This is a genomic window from Rufibacter ruber (genome assembly GCF_001647275.1).
GTDB classification, from domain to species: Bacteria; Bacteroidota; Bacteroidia; order Cytophagales; family Hymenobacteraceae; genus Nibribacter; species Nibribacter ruber_C.
The window spans coordinates 18,109-41,632 of sequence record NZ_LRMM01000042.1 but is presented as its reverse complement, the minus strand read 5'-3'; the positions used below and the strand labels follow the sequence as shown (position 1 = coordinate 41,632).

The window sequence follows — 23,524 nt, the reverse complement described above, 5'->3', positions numbered from 1 at the left end:
CCCTCGGGGCCGGGGGCGGAAGCCGTAGTAGTTTTCACACACCGCTAACAGTGCTTCTGCCCTTTTTTATCCTTCTACCTTAAAATGTCCGAAGTATTGCAGGAAAACAGGCCGAAAACGCAAACTCTAGCTAACTATCTTTGCTCAGAAACCAACCTGCGTCTCTGCGCGAGCTTCTTCAGCCGAAATTCAAATAGAATGCCCTTTTAAAAGTTGGCGGCGTCTCCTATCTTTCTACCAAATCCACACCACACCAATGAACAGACGACTCTTTATCAAAGCGGGCTCTTTTGCCGGCCTCACGCTTTCCGCCTTCGGGCTGGGCGCCTGCGCCAGCGGCGCCAATACGGCTGCCTCTGAGCAGCCTGCGCCCCTCTTAACAGACGGACCTTTTAAAGATAATTTCAAGCTCAATGAGGCCACCATTCAGGAGCTGCAGCAGAAAATGCAGAGCGGCGAACTGACTTCCAAAGCCATTACCCAGCTCTACCTGGACCGCATCAACTCCATTGATAAAAGTGGGCCTAAATTGAATTCGGTGATTGAGGTAAACCCAGATGCCCTGCAGATTGCCGAGGCCATGGATCAGGAACGCAAGGCAGGCAACGTACGCGGTCCGCTGCACGGCATTCCGGTCATGGTGAAAGACAACATTGACACCGCTGATAAAATGTCCACCTCGGCTGGCGCCTTGGCCCTGGCCGAAAACAAAGCCGCCAAAGATGCCTTTATCGTGACCAAACTCCGCGAAGCTGGCGCCGTCATCATTGGCAAAACCAACCTGAGCGAGTGGGCCAACTTCAGATCTACCAAATCAACCAGCGGCTGGAGCGCCCGCGGCGGACAGACCCGCAACCCGTACGTGCTGGACCGCACCCCTTGCGGCTCAAGTTCCGGCTCTGGGGTAGCCGTGGCCGCCAACCTGTGCGTGGTGGCGGTGGGCACCGAAACCAATGGCTCGGTGGTGTGCCCGTCGGCGGTGAGCGGCGTGGTGGGCCTGAAACCGACGGTGGGTTTGGTGAGCCGCAGCGGCATTATTCCCATTTCGCACACGCAAGACACGGCGGGTCCCATTGCCAGAACCGTTACAGACGCTGCCCTTCTTTTAGGCGTGTTGGCAGGCGTTGACCCTTTAGACGCCGTGACCAGAGAAAGCGCCGGGAAAGCCGCAAATGACTACACCCAGTTCTTAGACGCCAACGGCTTGCAGGGCAAGCGCATTGGCGTGGAGAAATCTTTCCTGAAAGGGCAGGTAGCCATTGACGCTATGCTGCAGCAGGCGCTGGACGTGCTTAAAAGCAAAGGCGCCACTATTGTGGAGGTGGAGATGATGAAGAAGATCAGGGAAGTCTCTGGCAACAGCTTCAAAATTCTGCAGTACGAATTCAAAGACGGCGTGAACAACTACCTCAGAACCGCCAACGCCAAAGTGAAAACCCTTTCTGATGTAATTGAATTCAACAAGCAGAACGAGGCCACCTCCATGCCCTATTTCAAGCAGGAAATTTTGGAGATGTCTGACAAGCTGGGCGATCTGACCACCAAAGAATACACCGAGGCACTGGAAAAGCAAGTCACCGGCTCCCGTGAAGCCATCAACAACCTCATGGCCGAGCACAAACTGGATGCCATTACGGGTCCCACCTACGGCCCGTCCTGGTGCATTGACCTGGTGAACGGTGACTCTTTCACGGGCTACGGCATGTCTACCCCGGCGGCTATTTCGGGGTACCCGCACATCACGGTGCCCATGGGTCAGGTGCAGGGGCTGCCCATCGGGTTGTCTTTTATTGGCAAGGCGTACGCCGAAGGGGAAATCCTGAAAGTAGCCTACGCCTTTGAACAAGCCACCAAACACCGGAAAGCACCGCAGTTTTTGAGAACGACTATTCCTTCGTGAGACTTTGCGTTTTTGGGCTGTTTTCAGGAAAACAGCCCAAAAACGCACAAGCAAAATCATTACCCACTTCTGTCATCCTGAAAGGACCTTGTGGGCAAACTAGTCAGACTGGTAGTCAATGCGGTTACCGTTCGCCACCAAGATTCTTCCAGAATGACAGGAAAATGAAGTTCAACTTCATTTTTACAGGAACTCCTTCTTTAATTTGCTCGTGCGAAGGAAAGCAGCGGCTCATTTCCCGAAAGTTCAAAAGGGAGAATTATAGTTAATCCAGTTGAAAACTGGCAGAATAAATACCCACAAGTTACACTACGCTAAACTTGCGGGAGAGAAGAAATTTCCTGGCGCAACCATCTGTTTGGGCCAGCGTTTTTGGCCTACTTTCCGGAAAACAGGCCGAAAACGGAAACCGAATGTATTTGACACAGGCAATCACTTGCGCCAGAATTGAGTTAGCATACACCCACAACCCATGTTCAAAAAACTCTTACTATCAGTGCCTTGGTGACAGGTACTTTATTATCGGGCAGCGCCCAGAATACGCCTACCTGGCTGCGGTACCCGTCTATTTCGCCCGACGGGCAGACCATTGTGTTCACGTACAAAGGTGATTTGTACCGGGTGCCTTCCACCGGAGGCGCGGCTATACCTTTGACGGCACATGAGGCGCATGATTTTATGCCGGTCTGGAGCCCAGACGGGAAATCTATTGTCTTCGCGTCTGACCGGTACGGCAACTTTGATTTGTTCAGGATTCCCGCCACGGGCGGAGAGGCCACGCGCATGACGTTCCACTCGGTCAATGAATATCCCTATGATTTCAGCGCAGACGGCAAGACGGTGTACTTTGGGTCTACGCGCCTGGACATGGCCAGCAACCGCCAGTACCCGGCGTTCTATTTACCCGAGCTGTACCAGGTGCCGGTGAACGGCGGACGGGTGCAGCAGGTTCTGACTACACCCGCCGAGGACGTGCAGGTGAGCAAAGACGGCCAGACCTTGATTTACCATGACCGCAAAGGCGGCGAAAACCAATGGCGCAAGCACCATGCCTCGGCGGTGACACGTGACTTGTGGCGCTATGAAACCAAGACTGGCAAACACACCAAACTCACTACGTTCAACGGCGAAGACCGTAACCCCGTGTTCGCAGAGAATGAGCAGACTATCTTCTATTTGAGTGAAGAGAGCGGCACCTTCAACGTGCACAAAATTTCGGCCAGCGGCCAGGGCAAATCTACCCAGGTGACCAAGTTTACGAAGCACCCTGTGCGGTTCCTGAGCGCGTCTAACAACGGTACTTTGTGCTTCAGCTTTGATGGGGAACTGTACACGATGCCAAGTAATGGCGAGCCGAAGAAAGTGCCCGTAACCTTGGCCGTAGATGCCAAAACCAACAATGAGCGGCTGGTGCAAGTGGCCGGGAGCGGCGTACAGGATTTGGCCGTGTCACCGAACGGCAAAGAAATTGCGTTCATTTACCGCGGCGAGGTCTTTGTCTCGGCGGTGGAAGGCAACGTGACCAAACGCATCACGGACACGCCCGAGCAAGAGCGCAGCGTGAGTTTCTCGCCCGACGGCAAAACCTTGCTGTATGCCAGTGAGCGCGGCAACCTCTGGAAGATTTACCAAACCCAGATAGTCCGGAAGGAAGAACCGTATTTCTATGCCTCTACCCTGCTCAACGAGACGCCGCTCATTGACAATGAGCACGAGAACTACTCGCCCCAGTTTTCGCCGGACGGCAAAGAAGTGGCGTTTGTGGAGAACCGCAATACCGTTAAAGTCCTCAACCTGGCCAGCAAACAGGTGCGCACGGTGCTCACCAACCAGGAGCTGTTCTCTATGCGCGACAATGACCTGTATTTCACCTGGAGCCCAGACGGCAAATGGCTGGCCTTCGACTTCTCTGAGCCCGGCTACTGGAACGGTGAAATCGGGTTGATTTCCGCCGACGGCAAAGGCAAGAAAATCAACCTCACCGAGAGTGGTTACCAGGACACCCAGCCGCAATGGATGATGGCGGGCAACATGCTCCTCTGGCACAGCACCCGCGAGGGCATGCGCACCCAAGCCAACAGCGGCGGCTCACAGTCAGACATATACGCCATGTTCCTCACGCAAGAAGCCTTTGACAAATTCAAGCTGAGCAAAGAAGATTATGCGCTGGTGAAGGAGCAGGAAGAGAAACTGGCCAAAGAGCAGGAAAAAGAGAAAGACAAAAAGAAGAAGAAAGATGACGCCGACGCCCTCAAAATTGACTGGGAAGGCCTGAAAACCCGCAAAGCCCGCCTCACGCTGCACTCGTCTACGCAGGGTGACGCGTTGGTGTCTAAAGACGAAAGCACGTTGTATTACTTGGCCCGCTTTGAGAAAGGCTACAACCTCTGGAGCACCAACCTGCGCACCAAGGAAACCAAAATGGCTGTCACGCTCAACGCCAACCGCGCCAGCATGGACTGGGACAAAGAGCAGAAACATATCTTTTTTCTTGCCGATGGCAAAGTCATTAAACTGGACCCGGCCAGCAGCAAACAGGAGAATGTGAGCATCAGCGGGGATTTGAACCTGAACATCGCCGCCGAGCGGGCGTTCATGCTGGAGCACGTTTGGCGCCGCACGGGCAAAGCGTTCTACACCACCAATTTGCACGGCACCAACTGGGCCGGTCTCAAGCCGGATTACGAGAAATACCTGCCGCACATCAGTAACAACTATGAGTTCTCTGAACTATTAAGCGAGTTGCTGGGTGAGCTGAACGTGTCGCACTCCGGGGCCAGCTTCTCTAATGTTCCGGCTAACGCCGATGCGACCGCTTCATTGGGTATTTTCTATGACCAAACGTATACCGGCAATGGCCTCAAAATTGGCGAAGTGCTGCCGGAAGGTCCATTGAAGAAAGCAGGTTTAGACGTTTCGGCCGGAATGGTGATTGAGAAAATTGACGGCGAAACCTTAACGCCAGACAAAGACTACGCCCAGTTCCTGAACCGCAAGGCTGGCAAAAACACGCTTCTCACTATCTATGACCCGGCCACCAAAAAACGCCGCGACATTACCGTAAAGCCCATCTCTGCCGGTGAAGAAAACGCCCTGCTCTACAAGCGCTGGGTGAAGCGTAACGCCGAAGAAGTAGACCGCCTGAGCAACGGCCAGTTGGGTTACGTGCACATTCCCGGCATGAACGACCCGGCCTTTAGAACTGTGTATGAAGACGTGATGGGCAAATACGCCAACCGCAAAGGCATGGTGGTAGACACCCGCAACAATAGCGGCGGTGACCTGGTGGCCGATTTGGCCATGTTCCTGAGCGGCAAACAGTTTCTGAGCTACACCACAGACAGCCGCTCGGTGGGCATGGAACCGTTCTTTAGGTGGACCAAACCTAGTATTGCCCTCGCCAACGAAGCCAACTATTCAGACGGCCACTGCTTCGCGTTCAGTTACCAGGATTTGAAACTGGGCAAACTGGTGGGCATGCCGGTGCCGGGCACCTGTACCTTCGGCGGTTGGGAAACCCTGCAAGACAACAGCCTGCGCTGGGGCGTTCCGTCTTTGGGTGTGAAAGACGTACAAGGCCGTTATCTGGAAAATGCCCAGACCGAACCCGATGTGAAAGTGATGAACGAGTTTGACGTGATGAGCAAAGGCCGCGACCAACAGCTGGAAGCTGCCGTGCAGGAGTTGTTGAAGGAGGTGAAGTAGTTTTTGCTACTTGTACAGGAAAGCCCCGACTCATGGTTGGGGCTTTCTTGTTTTAGATAAAATGGCAAGGGAGAAAAGGTACAGAATTAAGGATGGACTAGTTAAGTCAAAAATCACCTTCCTTTAAAGGGCATACAGCTGTTCATTCTTGAACGGCACCAGCGCCAACACCACGGCCTGTTCATACAATTCCTTCCGGCCTACCGCCCCGTCAGATAAAATCCCAATGGCGCCGCCTTTCTGTTTGGAGTTCACCTGGCTGAAGATCTGGTCATTGGCTTTTCCCATTTCAAGGCCTTGCCCTACCAATTCGGTGACCGCACGCGGAAGGTAAAAGGCCCCCGTTCGGGCTTTGCCCAATCGATCCTTAGAGCTTACCACAATCCACGCGAAGGCAGACAGTTCCCCCTTATCCATCTCCACGCCCCCTTCCAAACCGATCCAGAAATCTGCCTCAGGCTGGGCGGTTTTGGCCGCATGTACGCGGTTTACGGCGCCAAGTAACGTCTCCGCATCGGTCATGGGTTGGTCGGCAACGCCCGAAGGAACTGAGACAGCCTCGGTTTCAAAGGAAAGCCGGGGTAACATCTTCTGGAAACCGCCCAAGGCCGCCGCCACTTTTACCGGGTTGTTTGAGGCCACAACTATCTTGTACTTCTCTTTTTTCATGCTTGCATCAATGGAAAAGCAAGGTATCTGTTTTTGGCCTATTTTTCAGAAAACAAGCCAAAAACGCAAACCGGATGCCACAACACACACCTGGCTTCTCCTACATATTTTTTGTTAGCTGTTGCCAAATCTCTTCGTTGACGGGAACTCCTTCCTGCTCATTTCTGTGGCGGGTGGCCAAGGTCCTTTCGCCGGGGTATCTTATGTCTTTGCCCTCTTCTGCCAAGGCACTGCTCTTCGCAAAGGCAATTACACGGTTACTGATTTCGGGATCCATCTGATCTGCCTTGATGCACAGGAAAAACTGTGAAACGCCTGCCTCCTGCGCCGCTTCTGAGATTTGGGCAACTGTGCGTCCACCGCTCAATGAAGCCACCAACAGATCAATGACCAAAGACAAGCCGGCCCCTTTCCAAAGGCCAATGGGCAAAGCTCTGCCGGAAGCTCTGATTTCGTCTGGATCTTGGGAAAGCTCTCCAGAGTTGTTAAAGCCGCCACTGTAAGGAAGCTGCTCTTCTTGTAAGCTATACTCCTGAAGCTTTCCAAAGGAATACTGGGTCATGGCCATGTCCAGCACTACATGACCACCGGCTCGGGGCACCGCTATCACTACTGGATTATTGCCCAGCGTTGGCTCCGTTCCGCCCCAAGGGGGCATGTTGGCAATGGTGTTGGTCATGCAAATGCCAATGCAACCGGCTTCGGCGGCTTGCCAGCCATAGGTGCCGCCGCGCATCCAGTGGTTGGAATGCTTGACAGCAACAGCTCCTATCCCATTGGCTTTGGCCAGGTCTATGGCGCGTTGCATGGCTAGTGTGGCCGTATACATTCCAGGTGCCAGATGCCCGTCCCACTGCTCCAGTACTCCCATGGCACTCACTTTTTCCGGCTCTGCCGAAGGCAACACCCATCCCTCCTGCACCATCTGCACAAACACCGGGAAGCGGTTCACCCCATGGGAGTACACACCGTCCCGGCTATTCTCTGCGAAGATGCGGGCGCAGAGCTCCGCTTTTTCCGCCGGAAATCCGTTTTTCAGCAACACCCGCCTGAATTGTTTTTCTAGTTCCTGGTAGGCTACCCGCATTTGCTTATGGTTTATATTTCTGCGCTAAGGACATGAGTACATGTAGATTGTACAGGCCAACGTGAGGAGCAAAAGGTTCTGGCGTGCGCTTTTAGAGCAGCATAGCAGCGCTATGATGCAAGGCAACCGCCATATCAGGTTCTTCTGATGCCCGTTTTTAGCGCCAAAAACCATTCTGAACTTGCGCCAACATACCATTGCCGCAGCTCTCGCTTATGGTAATTTACTTTCATTTATGCAGAATAAATAACTCCTCTGGTCTGGTCAACCTTGTAGGATAACACCCATAAGATAAGAAAACCAGCAAGAAATCTTCAACTGTTTGGCGCTGCTTTAATATAAAGGGAGTTCAGGGGCTGGATCAGACTCAGGATCATGCCAACTCTGTTCCAGCACATTTTGCAGACCGCCCCCAATCATCTGTACCTTCTGTTTTCAGGCTGTTTTTACGAAAACAGCCTGAAAACAGATTTTTTTTGAAAAAATCATCCGTTTGCAAATTATTGCTTTTCAAGGCTTTTAAAGACACAGCTACCTGTACAGAGGCTGAGGCAGAATATTTTTTTACTCACTATTTGGCAAATAAAAAACAGCCTTCTATATTTGCACCATCAAAACCGAAAGATGGTCCGTTCGTCTAGGGGTTAGGACACCAGATTTTCATTCTGGTAACAGGGGTTCGATTCCCCTACGGACTACAAAAAAGCCCCTCAGCTCAATCTGAGGGGCTTTTTTCTTGCAGATTGGGCATCTTCCAGATGCAGCCCAACTGCTGAGGTGTCCATGCCCTACCGGTTGTAATGCCAGAAAATAGTCCAGAGGCAATACCAGCACCGCCAGCTCTCCATGCCTTCTACATTAATCTTGATCATGGGGCTTCCTGTCAATTTCCTCCTCCGCTATTGAGGAATTGCGTTTTGCTTTCTTTGCCTCTGCTTTCAGTAACTCCTGATGCTCTTTCCTTTCCCGGAACTCCTTTTGGCGCTGCTTCTTCTGTTGGTCTCCTGATCTGGTACTCATTGTTTAAAAGTTATTATCTGCAATTACTATTTAGCCCCTGCTAAGCCCTAATTCCCATAAGGCTCCAATTACATTGCTTTCCCAAAAATGAAACCGAATGATCACGTTTCACTAAGATTCTACAATTTTAAAAATCACTAAAGGTTTAGTTCTACACATGTCCTGTTCCTTATTACAGATATTTGCCTAACCCGGGTTGCTCTTCAAAATAGGGAAAAAGCAATAGAATTAATCTTTCAATAAACGGCTCAATACTCTTATTACAGAGTTTACTAAAAACCTTACTGCAGCAACAGAGCGGTTTTCATTCTCGCAAAAAATATTACAGCTAGTATAGCCCCGAGACTTACAGGGGCGTGATTCAGCAGAGTTCCCTGAATTATTTACCCCTCCCCTGTTTACTTCCTCCTAAAAATCAAACATCCTCGCTTCATCTGTATTATAAAACAGCTGCATTAAACGTATCACCCTGTGAGACATCGCCGGTCTCAAAACCTTTTTTGAACCACCTAACCCGTTGGGCCGAAGTACCGTGTGTGAAGAAATCTGGCACCACCCTTCCGGTTGACCGTTTCTGCAGGCGGTCATCACCAATGGCACTAGCCGCGTTCAAGGCTTCTTCCAGATCACCCGGCTCCATAAACCCGGTGGCGCGCTGGGTATGATGCGCCCACACCCCGGCATAGAAATCGGCCTGGAGCTCTACTCTTACCATGAGTTTATTGAATTCTACTTCTGACAGTTGGCCGCGCATGGCGTTTACCTGCTCCATAGTCCCGGTCAGCTTCTGCACATGGTGGCCAACTTCATGGCCTACCACGTACGCTTGCGCAAAATCTCCGGCAGCCCCAAGTTGGTGTTCCATTTCGCCAAAAAAGCTCAAATCTATGTATAGTTTCTCATCGCCGGGGCAATAAAATGGGCCGGAGGCCGAAGAGGCGAGCCCGCAGGCGGAGTTTATCTGCCCGGAAAACAGCACCAGCGTAGGCTCTCGGTACCCTTGCAACAGCTTATTCCAAACATCTTCAGTGTCTGCCAGTACAATGCCAGTCTGTTCAGCCAACGCCTGCTCTTCTGGATTGCGCTGGTCTGTAGAAGTTTGGGCATACTGCGGTTCCCCGCCCACAAACTGCTGCAGGAAGGCGATGGGGTTGGTTCCGGTTAGAAAGAAAACCACCGCCAGCACTGCTACAATCACCAACCCTGCTTTTGAGAAAAGCAGCCGGAACAAGGAAACGAGCAGCATGGGATTCATGCCTCTGCCGCCGCCTAAACCGCCTCCAGCCTGTCCTCTCCGGTCTTCTATATTGCTACTGTTTCTTCTGCCTTGCCATTTCATGTGCATCTTCTTTTAAGGGATGAATACTGGCCTGTATGATTCTTTCCAACCCTGCCGCCGAGATTTTACATCCAGACCTGCACCGTTTAACGGCATGACCCTTTACTTAGATGCACTCATTTACTGCTAAAGACCTGCTCTGGCACTTCTTTCTTTCAGCAGAAAATAACTCACCAAAAACCGTCTTATACTGAGCCTGTTTAGCATTTCCAAAAATGAGCTTTAGACAGCTTCTGTACTGGCGCCAGCACCCGCTTGTATCGCTGTTTTGGCTCTTCTTTTGCGAAAACAGGCCAGAAACAGAGGCAAAAAACTTCAAAAGGCTACAAAAAGCAGACACTTGCGCCAATGATCAGAAAACACTAAACAGGCTCACTATCATTGGTATTATCTGACTCTCTAAAAAAAGGACAGCTCAGAAATAAATTCACAGTGCGCCCTGGCAAGTGACACACTGGAGAAAATGGCAGCATAATAATTTGCTTCGCTTTCCTTTGGCCTGATTATAGAGATCCTCCTTCAATTAGGTTGTTTTGCTCAAACCAACCGCTGCAAAAAAGGAGTACAGAAAAAATTGCAGATGACAGAAATTAGGGAGTGGGTTGGCTTTTCTACTTCAGAGAGGCTCAATATACCACCTAGAAACTCTCCCGCTCCAGCCACTCCAGGCCGTTGGGCAGCTCCAGGCAGTTAAACTCCAGGTGGATCACCCGGCGGTGCCGGTCATCCTCGGTCTTGGAGGAGGCATGCAGGTGAGCGGTTTCATGAGGTGTACCCCGCCGCGCAAGACACGGCAGCATTTGCTTTCACTGGTTTCGCGCAGGTGCGCCATCTCTTGGTTAGACAGGATGCTGAAATGGGTCTTGGGGATCACCCGCAGCGCGCCGTTCTTCTCATCGGTGTCATCCAGGTGAAGGCGCACCGTGAACGCTTTCTGCAGGTACTCTATTGGCGGAACCACACTGATAAGTCCGGCCTTGTTGGTCCAGCCTTTGAACCCGTTGGTTTCCACTTTCTCCCGAACATTGATGGGCACATCCTGGTGCCAGGTCACGTACCAGTTAGACTGGGGAGGTTTGTCAAAGTAGATGGCCTTGGTGAGGAAGTAGTTCTCCCCGAAGGCCTCTTTCACCAGAGAGCAGAGGTTGTGGTTGAAGAGCACCGCTTTCAGCTTGGGGATCTCCTGCAACAGCCCCCTGATGGCGAACAGATCCCCGGTTCTCCTGAAGCGGCCGGTGTCCTGGGTGGCGCGGTTGATGACAGACAGCAGGTGCTCCACCTCTTTCTGGGTGTAGAGGCCATCCAGGATGGCGGTGCCGCTGCGCAGCAGTTTCTTCTTGCTGGACTCCAGCTCAATCAAGCGAAGCTCCTTCTCATACAGCTCGGCGGCGTTGCTCATTTTTTCCTGAATCCTTCGGCGCAGCCGCTCCGGTTTCAGCACCTTCACACAGTCTCCGAAGCCCAGGATCTCCCGCTCCAGCTCAAAGTTGGGCTGTACCTGCAGCTGGATGATGAGGCCGTTGCCCGTGCGCTCCAGCACCCTCTGCGAGTGGTGCAGGGGCTTGGTGAGCACATACGGCGCCGTCTCGGCGTTGAAATACAGCTCTACCGTCTGCGGCTCCCCCGTAGGGCTCACGGTCACCCCTATCACGTCCTTGAAATAGGTGCCAATGTTCAGAGTGGTATTCTCCACATAGGGCACAGCGGCCTCCTCTACGGTCAGGATGCGGTCCAGCGCCAGCGTCAACACCGGCTGGTTCTCCTTCCGGACCCCAATCAGGAACCAACGGTTGCGGTATTCTTTCAGGAAATACGGGTGGAAGTAAAACACACTGGCCTCCCGCGCCCGGAAGGACTGGTAAGAGAGGGCAATGGCCTTCTTGTTCAGGATGGATTGGTAAAGAAAATCAAGGTGCTCCAGGCCTTTCAGGTGCTCGTTCTTCTCCAGGTCAATGATGGGGGCTTGTTTGGTTTTGGCGCTGATAATGCGGTCTTCCAGCTTCTGCACCATGCCGTTGAGTTCATGGAAGTGGCTGAACCCTTTGAACTGCCGCAGGATCTCCACCACCTCGGTGAGCTTGCCCAGATCCTGGTCGGTGAGCGGAATATTGGTGATGGAGTAGTCTGGGTCTTCATAGGCGTAGTACTTTTTGTCCACCACCACAATGGGCGCGTTGTACCCCAGCTTGTCGCTGCGCATGAGCTGCAGATCCATCTGCACGGTTCGGCGGCTCACGCCCTTGTCTATGCCCTCATATTCATACAGCGCCTCAGAGCAGGCCTCCATCAAATCCTCCAGGGTCCACCGGCGGTAGCGGTTGCGCAGGCAGTTGTCAATGGTTCTGAAGCGGATGAGGGCGTTGCGGTTAACAGGCATGGGAAGATATTTGAAAGAAAGTTAGAAAAAACTTTCTCCGGCGCAAAAAGCCTGCGCAGTATCCGCTTTCCTATGTATAATTAAAAGGTCAAACAAGGGGAAAGCAATTTCAACAAAGACTACGTGCACTGGAGGCCCAATATAAATCATAAGCAAACCTTACCCAGAATACGAGCTTATATTTAACTAAATGAGTTACAGTAACCTGATTAAAATCATATATCTTTACTAGGAAGTGATAAACTCTATGTTAATAAGATTTTGGGATTTTTATTTTGGGAGACTTTTCACTGAAATTTAAAAGCCAAAGCATTCTTTCACTTAGGGAGACACCTCTTTCTTTAAATACTAGCTTTATATATTTTGATAATTATATAACACTTTGATGATGCAAAGATATCTTCTCCTTTTAGCTCTGCTATTCCACTTTCACCTAACCTTTTCCCAAGACTTTGATTTTCAGAAAGAGAGCATCATTAGTACAACTATAAGCACCCCGCATGATATAGCCATTGACAAAGCAGGCAACCTATACATTTTAGAGCCATTTAGTGTTACTGTTTTAAATAATACGGGCAAAGTTCTTGAGAGAATTGATATTGGTAAAAATAGCCCGCTAACAAATAATGCATCCATTGCACTTGACAATGCTGGTGATATATATGCAGCTGATTTATCATGTAACTGCGTCACCAAATTTAGCATAGATGGCCAACCACAACAGACATTTGGTTCATCAAGTACTAATACAGGAGGAATATTGAGCATAGGTTCAATAATCATTGATGAACAAAAAAATGTCTTTATAGCTGATAAAACCAAAAATACCGTCCTCAAATTTAATCAGAGTGGTACCTTAATTCAGCAAATTGGGAATTCAATTGCAACGGGGGGAACATTAGGCGCTGTTGCTGATATAGGTTTTGACGCACAACAAAATCTATATGTGCTTGATGATGTGGAAAAGCTTGTGCACAAATTTTCACCAAATGGTGATGTATTGGGATCTTTCTCTTTTGACCAAAATGGGTGGGGCCAAGCAAATACTGGAGGGCTTTCATTGGCAGTAGGCAAATTTGGGGGCATTTACTTAATTTTCAACAAAAAAATACTACAGTTTGACAGTAATGGAGTGTTCATTAAACCCATTCACCATACTGGTAATAATGAGGATCTTTTAGTGGGGCCACATTTAAAATTGGCCTTAGACGAAACCGGCAATCTTTATTTGCTAGACGGTAGACCAACACCTTCATCTGGCCAGTCTAAATCTTACTTTAAAAAATTTTCCCCTTCCGGAGATTTGCTACAGACCTTTCAATTTAAAAAGAGTTTTTTTATACCAACATTTGATCAGCAGGGCAATCTATATGTCTATGAAAACAACAGGATGGAAATACTCAAATATGATGCTACTGGTAATCTCCTTTTAAAAATAAAAGCAAATATTTTCCCTAATGATGAGTATTATTCTACGACCAATCACCTTGCGGTAGACAATTCAGGGAATATATACCATCTTGAACACAAAGAAAATTCCCTACGCATTCAAAAGTTTAGCAGCAGCGGTAGTTTTCTCAAGAGTTTCAAGATAAACTTAAGCACGAATGTAAATGATAGAATATTTTACCCTGGCGGCATTTCAGTGAACCACGCAGGTATTATCAGAGTGCATGATTTAGAGAGTAAACTAATTCAACAAATAAACCCAGAAGGAGTTTTACTTGAACCCCTAGGTACCAGAGGCCCTTGGTCAGAGATCTTAAATAATATTAACTTATTAGAGTTTGATGGCCAAGGAAATGCCTATACATTGAGCTGGCCAGATTCTAGAATAAAGAAATTTACCCCCTCTGGTGAGAAAGTGCTTGAATATTACACTGGAGAAGTGGCACCAGACGTTCACCCAATCAATTTTGGTGTAGATAATGCTGGAAAAGTGTACATTGCTTTTAGGCATATAAATAAAAGACTGGGGCTTTATAGAATATTTAGCTCCTCTGGCCAGCTGCAGAAAGAGGTTTCCGAAGAAAAAGGTAGCATCACACCTAACAAGACAGGCAACACGTATGTAACCCGTGAAACAGACGGTACCCTTGCCATTTTCACTTACAAAGATATTTCTCTCCCTAATTATATAACAGGTAAGATCTATGTTGACGCAAATAATGATTGCAATAAAGGAGAACTTGAATATAGTTTAGCCGGAATTATAGTAAGTGCAGAACCTGGCCCCAGGTATGCGGTAACGAATGAAAAGGGAGAATATAGGCTTGAAGTAGGTGTAGGGAGATTTACAGTCAAACAACTGGTTCCTCCAGACCTGATGAGCCAGATGCAAAATATTTGCGCCACACCTCAGACAGTATATTTTTCAAACTTAGGTAATACAAAAAGAGGGCCTGATTTTGGATTTCAAGAAGTAGGTAAACCTTTTCTTACTGTAAACATCACCTCTAACCGCCGCCGTAGGTGTATGGAGAATCTTACAACTGTTACCTATGCTAATAAAGGGTTTGCAACAGCCTACCAAGCTAAGGTAACAGTACAGTTGCCGCCACAGATACATTTTATTTCAGCATCTATCCCTCATTACATAGATGCTAAAGGAAATTATGTTTTTTTAGTAGGTGATCTTAACCCCAATCAATCTGGCACTATTTTCATTAGGGACAAGGTATCCTGTGATGATCCGTCCATACGGGGCCTTACCGTTTGTACTAAAGTTTGGATCACCCCTAACAATATCTATTCGCCAAAGCCTCATTGGGATAATTCTTACATGGGAGTACTTGGCAAAGTTACCCAAGAGGGTCAGGCAAGGTTTGTCATTAGCAATAAAGGGGTGGCGAACATGTCTGATAGCCTTACTTATAGAGTGTATCAAAATTTAGCACTATCACTGACCGGTAAATATAAACTTGCCACTGGCGACAGCCTGGTGCTTCGGTTCCAAACAGACAGCCGTGTGGTTAGAGTAGAGGCAGATCAGCCCCAGGGGCACCCTCACAAAACTATTGCTAGTGCAAATCTTGAAATGCAGAAAGCCAATGTAACCGGCCTGCCAGATGTTGCCATGTTGGCTTATCAACCAGATGAGTCAGAACCGGAAATAGCTGAGGAATGCCTTCCCATCACAGACTCTTTTGATCCTAATGACAAACAGGTAGTTCCAGTTGGCCTTACTCCAGAACGCTATACCCCCACCAATGCCCCGCTCAAATACACCATCCGGTTCCAGAATACAGGCAATGATGTAGCCTACAAAGTGGTGGTGGTAGACACACTGTCATCAGATTTAGATTTGAGCACGTTTAAAATTGGCGCAGTCTCTCACCCGTACCGGCTCACCGTTTCGGGCAAAGAAAGACCCATTCTTACTTTCACCTTCAATAACATCATGCTGCCAGACAGCGGTACCAACCAGGCAGGTAGCAATGGGGCCATCCAGTTCAGCATCAAACCTAAAGCAGACCTACCAGAGAAGCATCTGATTGAGAATTATGCTGATATCTTTTTTGACTTTAATGAGCCAGTTAGAACCAATACCACGCAGAACCGCATCTATGACTTGCCACCGGTTATAGCCGATCAGCAGCTGAAGGCCAGTGAAATTGTTGCCTCTCCCGCAATAAGCAGTTTTTCCCCTATCCAAAGCCGCATAGGCACCCCGGTAACGATCACAGGGAAAAACTTTTCGGCGGTAGCCGCCGAAAACAAAGTAGCCTTCAATGGAATAGCCGCTCAGGTGTTATGGGCGAGCGCAACTGAAATAAAAGCAATAGTCCCGGCCACTGCAGTTAGTGGTAAGATTAAAGTGGTTACTCCAGACGGCGCAGTTTCAAGCCTTGAAGAATTCACTGTCTACCAAAAGCCTACAATAACTGCCATCACACCCAATGAGGCAGTTCCTGGCGAAGTTGTTACCATCACTGGCAACCATTTTTCACCGGAAGCACGACAAGATACAGTTACCTTTAACGGAGTAGCTGCCACTGTACAGGAAGCCACCCTCACCTATTTAAAAGTACAAGTGCCTGAAGCGGCATTAAAAGGGAAGGTGGAAGTGAAGACGTTGGGCGGAAAGGTAGAAAGCCAAGAACTCTTCATGGTGTGGCACCACCCTGAACTTTCTTCTTTTTCGCCTAGGGCGGGGAAATTTGGAGCAGAGGTTCTCCTGACAGGATCAAAATTTGCCCCCACCGCCGCCGGCAATCAAGTCTTTTTTAACCAGATCAAGGCTGAAGTACTAGAAAGTACCGGCACCACCCTGAAAGTGAAAGTTCCCACCGGAGCCAGCTCCGGAAAAATAAAAGTAGTCACAGAAAACGGGAATGGCTCCAGCACCACAAACTTTACCGTGTACCAACCGCCCATTTTGACGCGCTTTGCCCCGGCTGAAGGCATCATAGGTGCAGAGGTAACGCTAGAGGGAAATCATTTAACTTCTGAACTAGTAGAAAGCGTGATGTTAGGTACGCTCACCTGTGAAATTTTAAGCATAGGAGCAAACGCGGTTACTATTAAAATACCCACCGGGGCAGGTTCAAATAAATTCATCATTCAAACCAAGGGTGGCCAGGTTACCAGCGTTGGCACCTATCAGGTTTGGCCCCCCCCTGTCATTTCTGGATTTAACTTGAATAGACAGCGTGTGGGCGGAAACCTTTCCCTGCAAGGCACCAATTTTGCGCCAACGGCTCAGCGAAATACCGTAAACTTTAACAGTCTTTCAGCCGAAGTGCTCCAGGCCAGTGAAAGCCAATTGCTGGTGCGGGTACCGGCAGGTGCCACCTCAGGCACTGTAAAGGTTACCACTCCCGGGGGGACTGCATCAAAGGCCTTTGAAGTAATTCCCGCCCCAATACTAACACAGATATTGCCGGCTCAAGGTAGCGTAGGAACAGTGGTAGAGCTCAAAGGTGACCACTTTAATACCTTTGGCGAGCAAGACACTGTTATGTTTGGAAGTATTAAGGCATTGATATTGAGCGCATCTGAAACCGTTCTGAAAGTGCGGGTCCCTAGGGGAGCCACTACTGGGAATGTTATGGTGGCCGGCCTTGGCGGACGTGATACCAAAAGCTTTACCGTTGAAGAACTAACCCCTGACCAATCCATTCAAGTATACCCTAATCCCAGCACAGGAAAATTCATTGTAGATTTTATCAAAGCTGATTTTGATGTACAATCTGTCAAGGTGTTTGATTCAACGGGCAAACAGGTATATCAGACCGCAGTTGCGACTACCCAGACGGGGCAAATAGAGGTGAATCTTCAACACCATCAGGCAGGCCTATACTTGCTTATCATAGAAACCCAACGCGGAAAGGTGCTGAAAAGGATTTCAATATTATAAGGCACACTTCGTGTAAAGCAAAGGCCAGAATTCATTTTCTGGCCTTTTTTTATAGCACAACTGACCAATCACTTTCCGTTTTTAGCCTGTTTTTCTGAAATCAGGCCAAAAACGCACCTGCAAAAATATGTCAACCTTTCCTGCACCTGCGCAAAAAGCCTGCGCACATGGTCTTTTGCTTTGCCAGCGTAAACCAACCAACACGTTGAACCATGACACACGTCCCCTCCACGCTCACCGGCAAAGACCTGCTGGCACTAGGCTACCCACAAGACAAAACCATGGGCTTGGCCCTTCGCCTGTTGGCGGAACACTTTGCCACCACGCCTCAGGATGAACAACGCCATCTGTTGGCCCAGGTCCTGGCGCAACCCGCCGAGTTCCTGACGCACGCCACCCTGGCCCCGCTGGCCGAGGCCTTGACGGCCCCTAAGACACCCGCCATGATTCCCCTGCACCCAGCACCGCTGCCGTTTGCGGTGTATGACGGGGCAGGTATTCAGAACGGCGCCAGACGCCAGATGGAGACGGCCATGCGCTTGCCCGTGGCGGTGGCGGGCGCCCTCATGCCCGATGCCCACCAAGGTTACGGCCTGCCCATTGGCGGGGTGCTGGCCACACGCAACGCGGTGATTCCCTACGGTGTGGGCGTGGACATTGGCTGCCGCATGTGCCTCACCCTCTACCCTGCCCCCGCTGATCTCATCACACGGGAGCGCGATACCCTCAAGAAGATTCTGCTGGACAACACCCGCTTCGGGAGGGCCACGTTCCAGAAACCCCTGGAGCACGCAGTTATTGACCGGACGGAATTTGCGGAGATTCCCGTGCTGCGCGGTCTGAAGGACCGGGCGTTTGCGCAGTTGGGTTCCTCGGGCGGCGGAAACCACTTTGTGGAGTTCGGGACGGTGGCGCTCTCTGATGCGCAGAATGAGTTCGGGTTGCCCGTGGGCGAATACCTGGCCGTGCTGTCGCACTCAGGTTCGCGCGGCATGGGGGCGGCCATTGCGGGCCATTACACCAAGCTGGCCATGCAGGCGTGCCCGCTCCCGCCGGAGGCGCGCCATCTGGCGTGGCTGGACCTGAACTCTGAGGCGGGACAGGAATACTGGCTCGCCATGAACCTGGCCGGCGACTACGCCAGTGCGTGCCACCACCAGATCCATGCGCGGCTGGCGCAGGCCCTGGCGCTGGAGCCGCTGGCTCTGGTAGAGAACCACCATAACTTCGCCTGGAAAGAGCTGGACGCGCAGGGCCAGGAACTGATTGTGCACCGCAAAGGCGCCACGCCCGCGGGCCTGGGCGTGCTGGGGATTATCCCGGGCTCCATGACGGCCCCCGGCTTCATTGTGCGCGGGCGCGGAACGGCGGCCTCGGTGAACTCCGCCTCGCACGGGGCCGGACGCCAGCTATCCCGCACCCTGGCCAAGAACACCCTTTCCCCCGCCATGGTGAAACAGCATCTAGAGGAAGCGGGCGTAGAGCTTATCGGTTCTGGCCTGGACGAAGCGCCCATGGCCTACAAAGACATCCACCAGGTCATGGCCGCCCAGCAGGAACTGGTAGACGTGGTGGGGACTTTCACACCGAAGATCGTGCGCATGTGTGGGGATGAACAGTATCTGGAGGGGGAGTGAATTAAGAAGCCCTCTAGTATAACTTTGATGTAAAACCTATGCTTTAATACTACCTTCTGTTTTTGACCTGTTTGGCACAACAGTACAGAAAGCAAACATCCGTCTTTGTTAAAAGGGATGTGAAACATTTAGAAATCCTCTACAGGAATCTTTATGGTATCAATATTTCAAAGAGACAAACCTAGGCCGTAAGTGGTGAGGGTGCTTGTGAATATCAGCAATAAAGTCAAATGAGTTTACATTGTAACTTATTAACAATTCACCAGGTTTAGAAAGGTGCGGGTGCGCCTTGGCATTGTAGGTGTAGAAATCAAGATCCTCATAGATCTGAGGCGTCTCATAGATCTTTTTAGCTGGTTGAAATGGCCCGGCGGGCGTTTGCCCAGCCTGTATGGCCACCACCGGAGAATTGGTGTCTAACTGGTAAGCCGCCAACACTCTTCCGTCTTCCATAAAGGAGACGCTCATCTCATTGGAAACCCGGTTGGTGAGGGCTGCCGCTCTGTGAATATCTTCACCCCAATTTGCCCCGTCCCAGTACCGCCACTGGCTGAAGTCTTCAAACTCCTGATCTTTCACTCGTGCCACCAGCAGCTCCTTCTTCTCGCCTCTTATGCCGTACACATAGATGTAGCCGTCTGGTTTAGGGGCTCTGGCGCCCACCGTATTGGCAAGAACCGCCACCCCAAACACCACTTTTCCTTTGCCTTTGCTGTCTTTCAGAAACAAAGGAGTGTCTACTTGGCGGTGCTTCTCAAAGGGCGGTCGGCTGCCTTTGGGCAACGCAATGAGTGACACCCCCACATCTTCAAAAGGATATACCCCGCTAGGAAGCTTCTTGATACGGTACGCAAAGAGGTAGATGGTGCTGTCTTTGCTGTGGTTGAAGAAGCCGTCGCCTAACCAATAGTAGTCATCGGGTTGGGAATTAGGAGTGTGCGGCTCAAACATGGACTCAGAAAGACCTTGCCCATTCTTTTTCCAGTGGAATTTAATCTTTGCAGGATCTGGCGTAGCGCCCTGCATGTACCCCACCGAGTTATGGATCATCTCCCAATCGGCCTGAAGAGAATCTCCCTTCACCTCACCGATAATGGTGTCACTGAACCAGAAAAAGGTATTGGCGCTATCAGCTTGGCCGGCTTTCTCCACGCCGTTCAAGGCTACACTGTAAATGCCATCGGCACCTAGCCAACCAGAATTGTGCTGCAGCATCTGCTCCCATTGAGGCACAGAAACAGCCTTGACTTGTTGGGAATCCAATTCTGCTGTACTTGAATTTACCGTTGGCTCTTCGGCAGTGTTTTGTTTTTCAGCACAGCCTGTGAGAAGAAATGACGTGGCCGCAACAGAAAGGAAGCTATAGCCAAATACTTTAGTGCAGTGTTTGAGGAACATATTTATCTTTTGTTTGATAGTGATAAGCTATTGGAGAATGCGCTGCTTAAAAGGTGCGGTAAAAGAAAATGATTTACTTCTCCCAAGAGTCTGTGCGGAAAGGCTGGGCGGGCAAGCCTTCTTTGTTGGCCAGATTCGTCACGGGAAAGTTTGTAAAGGCATACCGTACGGCTACTGGCTTTTTCACCTTCTCTGAGGTGAGCCAAATCTGGTCCCTCACTATTTCTGCGGTGGCAGGGTAAAAAACCTGATCCTTGCCAGCCACATAGAAATGTTTGGGTGCCAATCCGTCTGAGGTGGTTAAACCAGAGCCCAGGCCCTCCTTCCGGAAGGTAATCCTTACCGTGTTTCCCTTCCACGTAAAAGATTGGAAGGTCGGCCCTTGATGCACAATTTCTGGTTGCCCATAGGTTTTGGCGAAGGCAATTTTTGCCAGGCGTACCCCCACGTCTTTTTTATTACGCGGATGAATGTCATTGACCTCCCCAATATCCATGGTGACCGCCATGCCCGTGTTCTTTACCTGCAACACGGCCTCCTGGGCTTCGCGGAGTTTGGCGTAATAGGTTAAGGTAGAATCTTTCTCTTCCCAGTTGTAGGGCGTGACCTGTACAAAATAGAAAGGTAGGTCTCCCTGGGCAAAATCCTTCCGCCAGCCTTGGAGCATGGCCGTGCACAGGCGGGTGTAAGCACTTCCGTCTTTTTTATTTGACTCTCCCTGGTACCAGAGGAAGCCTTTGACAGAAAGGTTCTTAAGCGGATGGATCATGGCGTTATACAGCAAGGTAGGCCTTTCCAGCACCTCAAACAGTTTCTCCAAAGTCTTAATGGAATCCAGGTTTTCTTTCGCTTGCGGGCTCAGGTCATACGGTGTGAGATACTTGGCTTTGACCACAGGGTCTGTTTGCAGGGCTTCACGGCTGGCCCAGGCCTGGCAGGCCGAACCTCCTACCGAGGCCACCACCAAACCGATAGGTACTTTGAGTTTTTGCAATAGTTCACGCCCGTAGAAATAAGCCACTCCGCTGAAGTCTCCTGCGGTTTCAGGGGAGCAGACCAGCCAGGTTCCTTTGGCATTTGCCTGGGGCTCCTTTTTGAAACTGTTCTCAATATTGATCAGCCGTATGGCCGGGTGGTTCGCTGCCGCAATCTCTTCTTCATGGTTCAATACACCTCTCAGCCACGGCAGCTGGGGCTTCATTTCCATGTCCATGTTAGACTGCCCGCTGCAGAGCCATACTTCTCCAATGAGCACGTTTGACAGAATGATCTTTTTACCTTTTGAGAAGACGGTGATGGCATGCGGGGTGAAGTCATTGGGTTGGGCGGCGGGTACGGGCAACTGCCCTTTCCATTGGCCAGCGGCATCTGCCACAGCAGGAACTTGAGTGCCTGTCCAGTCAGCAGCAAGAAACACGGTGTCGCCAGCGGGGGCAGTCCCCCACAGGGTAAACGGTTTCGCCTGCTGTACCACCATGTTGCTCTGCAGAATGGAAGCCACAGAGAATTCAACCTCCACTACGTTTTCCTGAGAGGAAATTTGTTTTTCATAACTGTCTGCGTTGCTCAAAGTAGCTCCTGACAGGCAAAACAAAATCAGCAGTGCATAGAAACTTCTTTTCATGTGGCAACGCATTCACTTGTTGAGTAGATAAATTCTGTTTTGGGGCTATTTTGACCAAAAGAGGCCAAAAACGCACCTGTGCTTAGCTTTTGCTCTTACAATTTCACTTTGATAAACCGGGAGCGGTAATGGTTGGGATGTACCAGAATATCCTTGAAGAAGTCAAAGGAGTTCACGTTGTAGCTGATCAACAGCTCGCCTGGTTTGGAGAGATGCGGATGGGCCTTGGCATTATAGGTGTAGAAGTCCAGATCATTATAAATCTCTGGGGTCTCAAAAATTTTTTTTGCCGGTTGGAACGGTCCCACAGGCGTTTGTCCTGCCTGAACCATGACGGTAGGGGCATCCGTGTCTAACTGGTAAGTGGCCAATACCCGCCCATCTTCCAGAAAGGTCACGCTCATCTCATTGGAGACCCTGTTGGTCAGCGCGGCTGCTTGATGAATGTCTATATTCCAACTGTTTCCGTCCCAGTAGCGCCACTGGCTGAAGTCCTCAAAAGCTTCGTCCTTGACTCTGGCCACCAGAAGTTCCTTCCCAATTCCACGCACGCCGTACACATACACGTAGCCATCTGGTTTGGGAGCCCCCGCACCAATGGTATTCGCCAAAACGGCCACCCCGAACACTACTTTCCCTTTGCCTTGGCTGTCTTTCTGGAACAAAGGAGTGTCTAGCTGACGGTGGTTCTTGAAGGGCGGACGGCTGCCTTTGGGCAACGCGATTAAAGAAACCCCCACATCTTCAAACGGATACACCCCCCCTGGCATCTTTTTGATGCGGTATGCGAAGAGGTAGAGCGTGCTGTCTCTGCGGTGGTTGAAGAAACCGTCACCCAGCCAATAGTAATCTCCCGGTTGTGCTTGGGCTGTGTTGGGATGGAACATGGCGGCAGGTTTCCCTATTTCGTCTTTGCCCCAGTGGAAATCTATTTTACTGGGATCAGGCGAATTGCCCCGCAGGTACCCCACCGAGTTATGGATCATTTCCCAACCCGGCTGCAGGGAATCTTCCTCTATTTCGCCCACAATGGTGTCACTGAACCACAGAAAGGTCTCTGCCTTTCCGGTGCCGCCCGTTCTTCTGACTCCGTCCAAGGGCATGCTGTAAAGTCCGTCCCCGCCTAGCCACCCCGATGTGCGCACCAGCATTTTATCCCATTTCTGATCTGCCACAACCTCCAGTTGAGAAGTAGGGGCTTGAGATGTTTTCTCATTTTGCGCCACCAGCTTATCCTTCTGACAACCAGCCCCCAGCAAACACAAAAGCCCAAAGGGCAAGTACCGAGAAGGCCTCCTTTTTAAGCAGCGGGGAAAATGACTTTGCATCATGGAAGAAGTGACCTTGGTTTCAAATGATTTTAATGAGACAGATTCAACCTCTAGTGCTTAAGGGTCTATTTCCGTTTT

Annotated in this window: 12 protein-coding genes and 1 tRNA gene; 5 read left to right on the top strand and 8 right to left on the bottom strand. The window is 50.3% G+C overall.

Going from position 1 to position 23,524, the window contains the following annotated elements; genetic code table 11:
* Positions 1-256: 256 nt before the first annotated feature.
* A complete protein-coding gene (locus A8O25_RS14975) occupies positions 257-1,900 on the top strand; it encodes an amidase (protein ID WP_066836309.1) in 1,644 nt (547 codons plus the stop codon).
* A 504-nt stretch (positions 1,901-2,404) separates the two neighbouring features.
* Positions 2,405-5,605, top strand: a complete 3,201-nt coding sequence (locus A8O25_RS14970; protein WP_241499043.1) for a S41 family peptidase — start codon at positions 2,405-2,407, stop codon at positions 5,603-5,605.
* Between the two features lie 123 nt (positions 5,606-5,728).
* Here A8O25_RS14970 and yjjX read toward each other — a convergent pair whose 3' ends face one another.
* Positions 5,729-6,274 carry an inosine/xanthosine triphosphatase gene (gene yjjX, locus A8O25_RS14965; RefSeq protein WP_066836301.1) on the bottom strand — a complete coding sequence of 182 codons (546 nt, stop codon included), beginning with the start codon at positions 6,272-6,274 and terminating at the stop codon, positions 5,729-5,731.
* 100 nt (positions 6,275-6,374) lie between these two features.
* Positions 6,375-7,361, bottom strand: a complete 987-nt coding sequence (yiaK, locus tag A8O25_RS14960; RefSeq protein ID WP_066836299.1) for a 3-dehydro-L-gulonate 2-dehydrogenase — start codon at positions 7,359-7,361, stop codon at positions 6,375-6,377.
* Between the two features lie 626 nt (positions 7,362-7,987).
* Here yiaK and A8O25_RS14955 point away from each other — a divergent pair.
* Positions 7,988-8,059, top strand: a tRNA-Glu gene (locus A8O25_RS14955).
* A gap of 160 nt (positions 8,060-8,219) precedes the next feature.
* Here A8O25_RS14955 and A8O25_RS23265 read toward each other — a convergent pair.
* The 3 genes from A8O25_RS23265 to A8O25_RS14940 all read right to left on the bottom strand — a co-directional run bounded on the left by A8O25_RS23265 (position 8,220) and on the right by A8O25_RS14940 (position 12,097).
* Positions 8,220-8,381 (bottom strand): hypothetical protein, encoded by a 162-nt coding sequence (locus A8O25_RS23265; RefSeq protein WP_161947757.1) that lies wholly within the window; start codon positions 8,379-8,381, stop codon positions 8,220-8,222.
* A 439-nt stretch (positions 8,382-8,820) separates the two neighbouring features.
* The gene (ypfJ, locus tag A8O25_RS14950) at positions 8,821-9,720 is read right to left on the bottom strand and encodes a KPN_02809 family neutral zinc metallopeptidase (RefSeq protein ID WP_066836315.1); all 900 of its coding nucleotides are present in this window, start codon (positions 9,718-9,720) and stop codon (positions 8,821-8,823) included.
* Between the two features lie 706 nt (positions 9,721-10,426).
* The gene (locus A8O25_RS14940; RefSeq protein WP_169818143.1) at positions 10,427-12,097 is read right to left on the bottom strand and encodes a WYL domain-containing protein; all 1,671 of its coding nucleotides are present in this window, start codon (positions 12,095-12,097) and stop codon (positions 10,427-10,429) included.
* 385 nt (positions 12,098-12,482) lie between these two features.
* On the opposite strand from A8O25_RS14940, the gene A8O25_RS14935 reads away from it, so the two are divergent.
* Positions 12,483-17,456, top strand: a complete 4,974-nt coding sequence (locus A8O25_RS14935) for an IPT/TIG domain-containing protein (RefSeq protein WP_066836291.1) — start codon at positions 12,483-12,485, stop codon at positions 17,454-17,456.
* A gap of 212 nt (positions 17,457-17,668) precedes the next feature.
* The gene (locus A8O25_RS14930; protein ID WP_066836289.1) at positions 17,669-19,093 is read left to right on the top strand and encodes an RtcB family protein; all 1,425 of its coding nucleotides are present in this window, start codon (positions 17,669-17,671) and stop codon (positions 19,091-19,093) included.
* A gap of 159 nt (positions 19,094-19,252) precedes the next feature.
* On the opposite strand, the gene A8O25_RS14925 is transcribed toward A8O25_RS14930, so the two are convergent.
* From A8O25_RS14925 to A8O25_RS14915, 3 genes are all read right to left on the bottom strand, one after another.
* Complete coding sequence (locus A8O25_RS14925; protein WP_161947756.1) at positions 19,253-20,356, bottom strand: DUF4185 domain-containing protein; 1,104 nt, start codon at positions 20,354-20,356, stop codon at positions 19,253-19,255.
* Between the two features lie 208 nt (positions 20,357-20,564).
* On the bottom strand, positions 20,565-22,115 hold the full coding sequence (locus tag A8O25_RS14920) for a sialate O-acetylesterase (protein WP_066836282.1): 1,551 nt from the start codon (positions 22,113-22,115) through the stop codon (positions 20,565-20,567).
* Positions 22,116-22,210: 95 nt separating this feature from the next.
* The gene (locus A8O25_RS14915; RefSeq protein ID WP_161947755.1) at positions 22,211-23,290 is read right to left on the bottom strand and encodes a DUF4185 domain-containing protein; all 1,080 of its coding nucleotides are present in this window, start codon (positions 23,288-23,290) and stop codon (positions 22,211-22,213) included.
* Between the last annotated feature and the right edge of the window lie 234 nt (positions 23,291-23,524).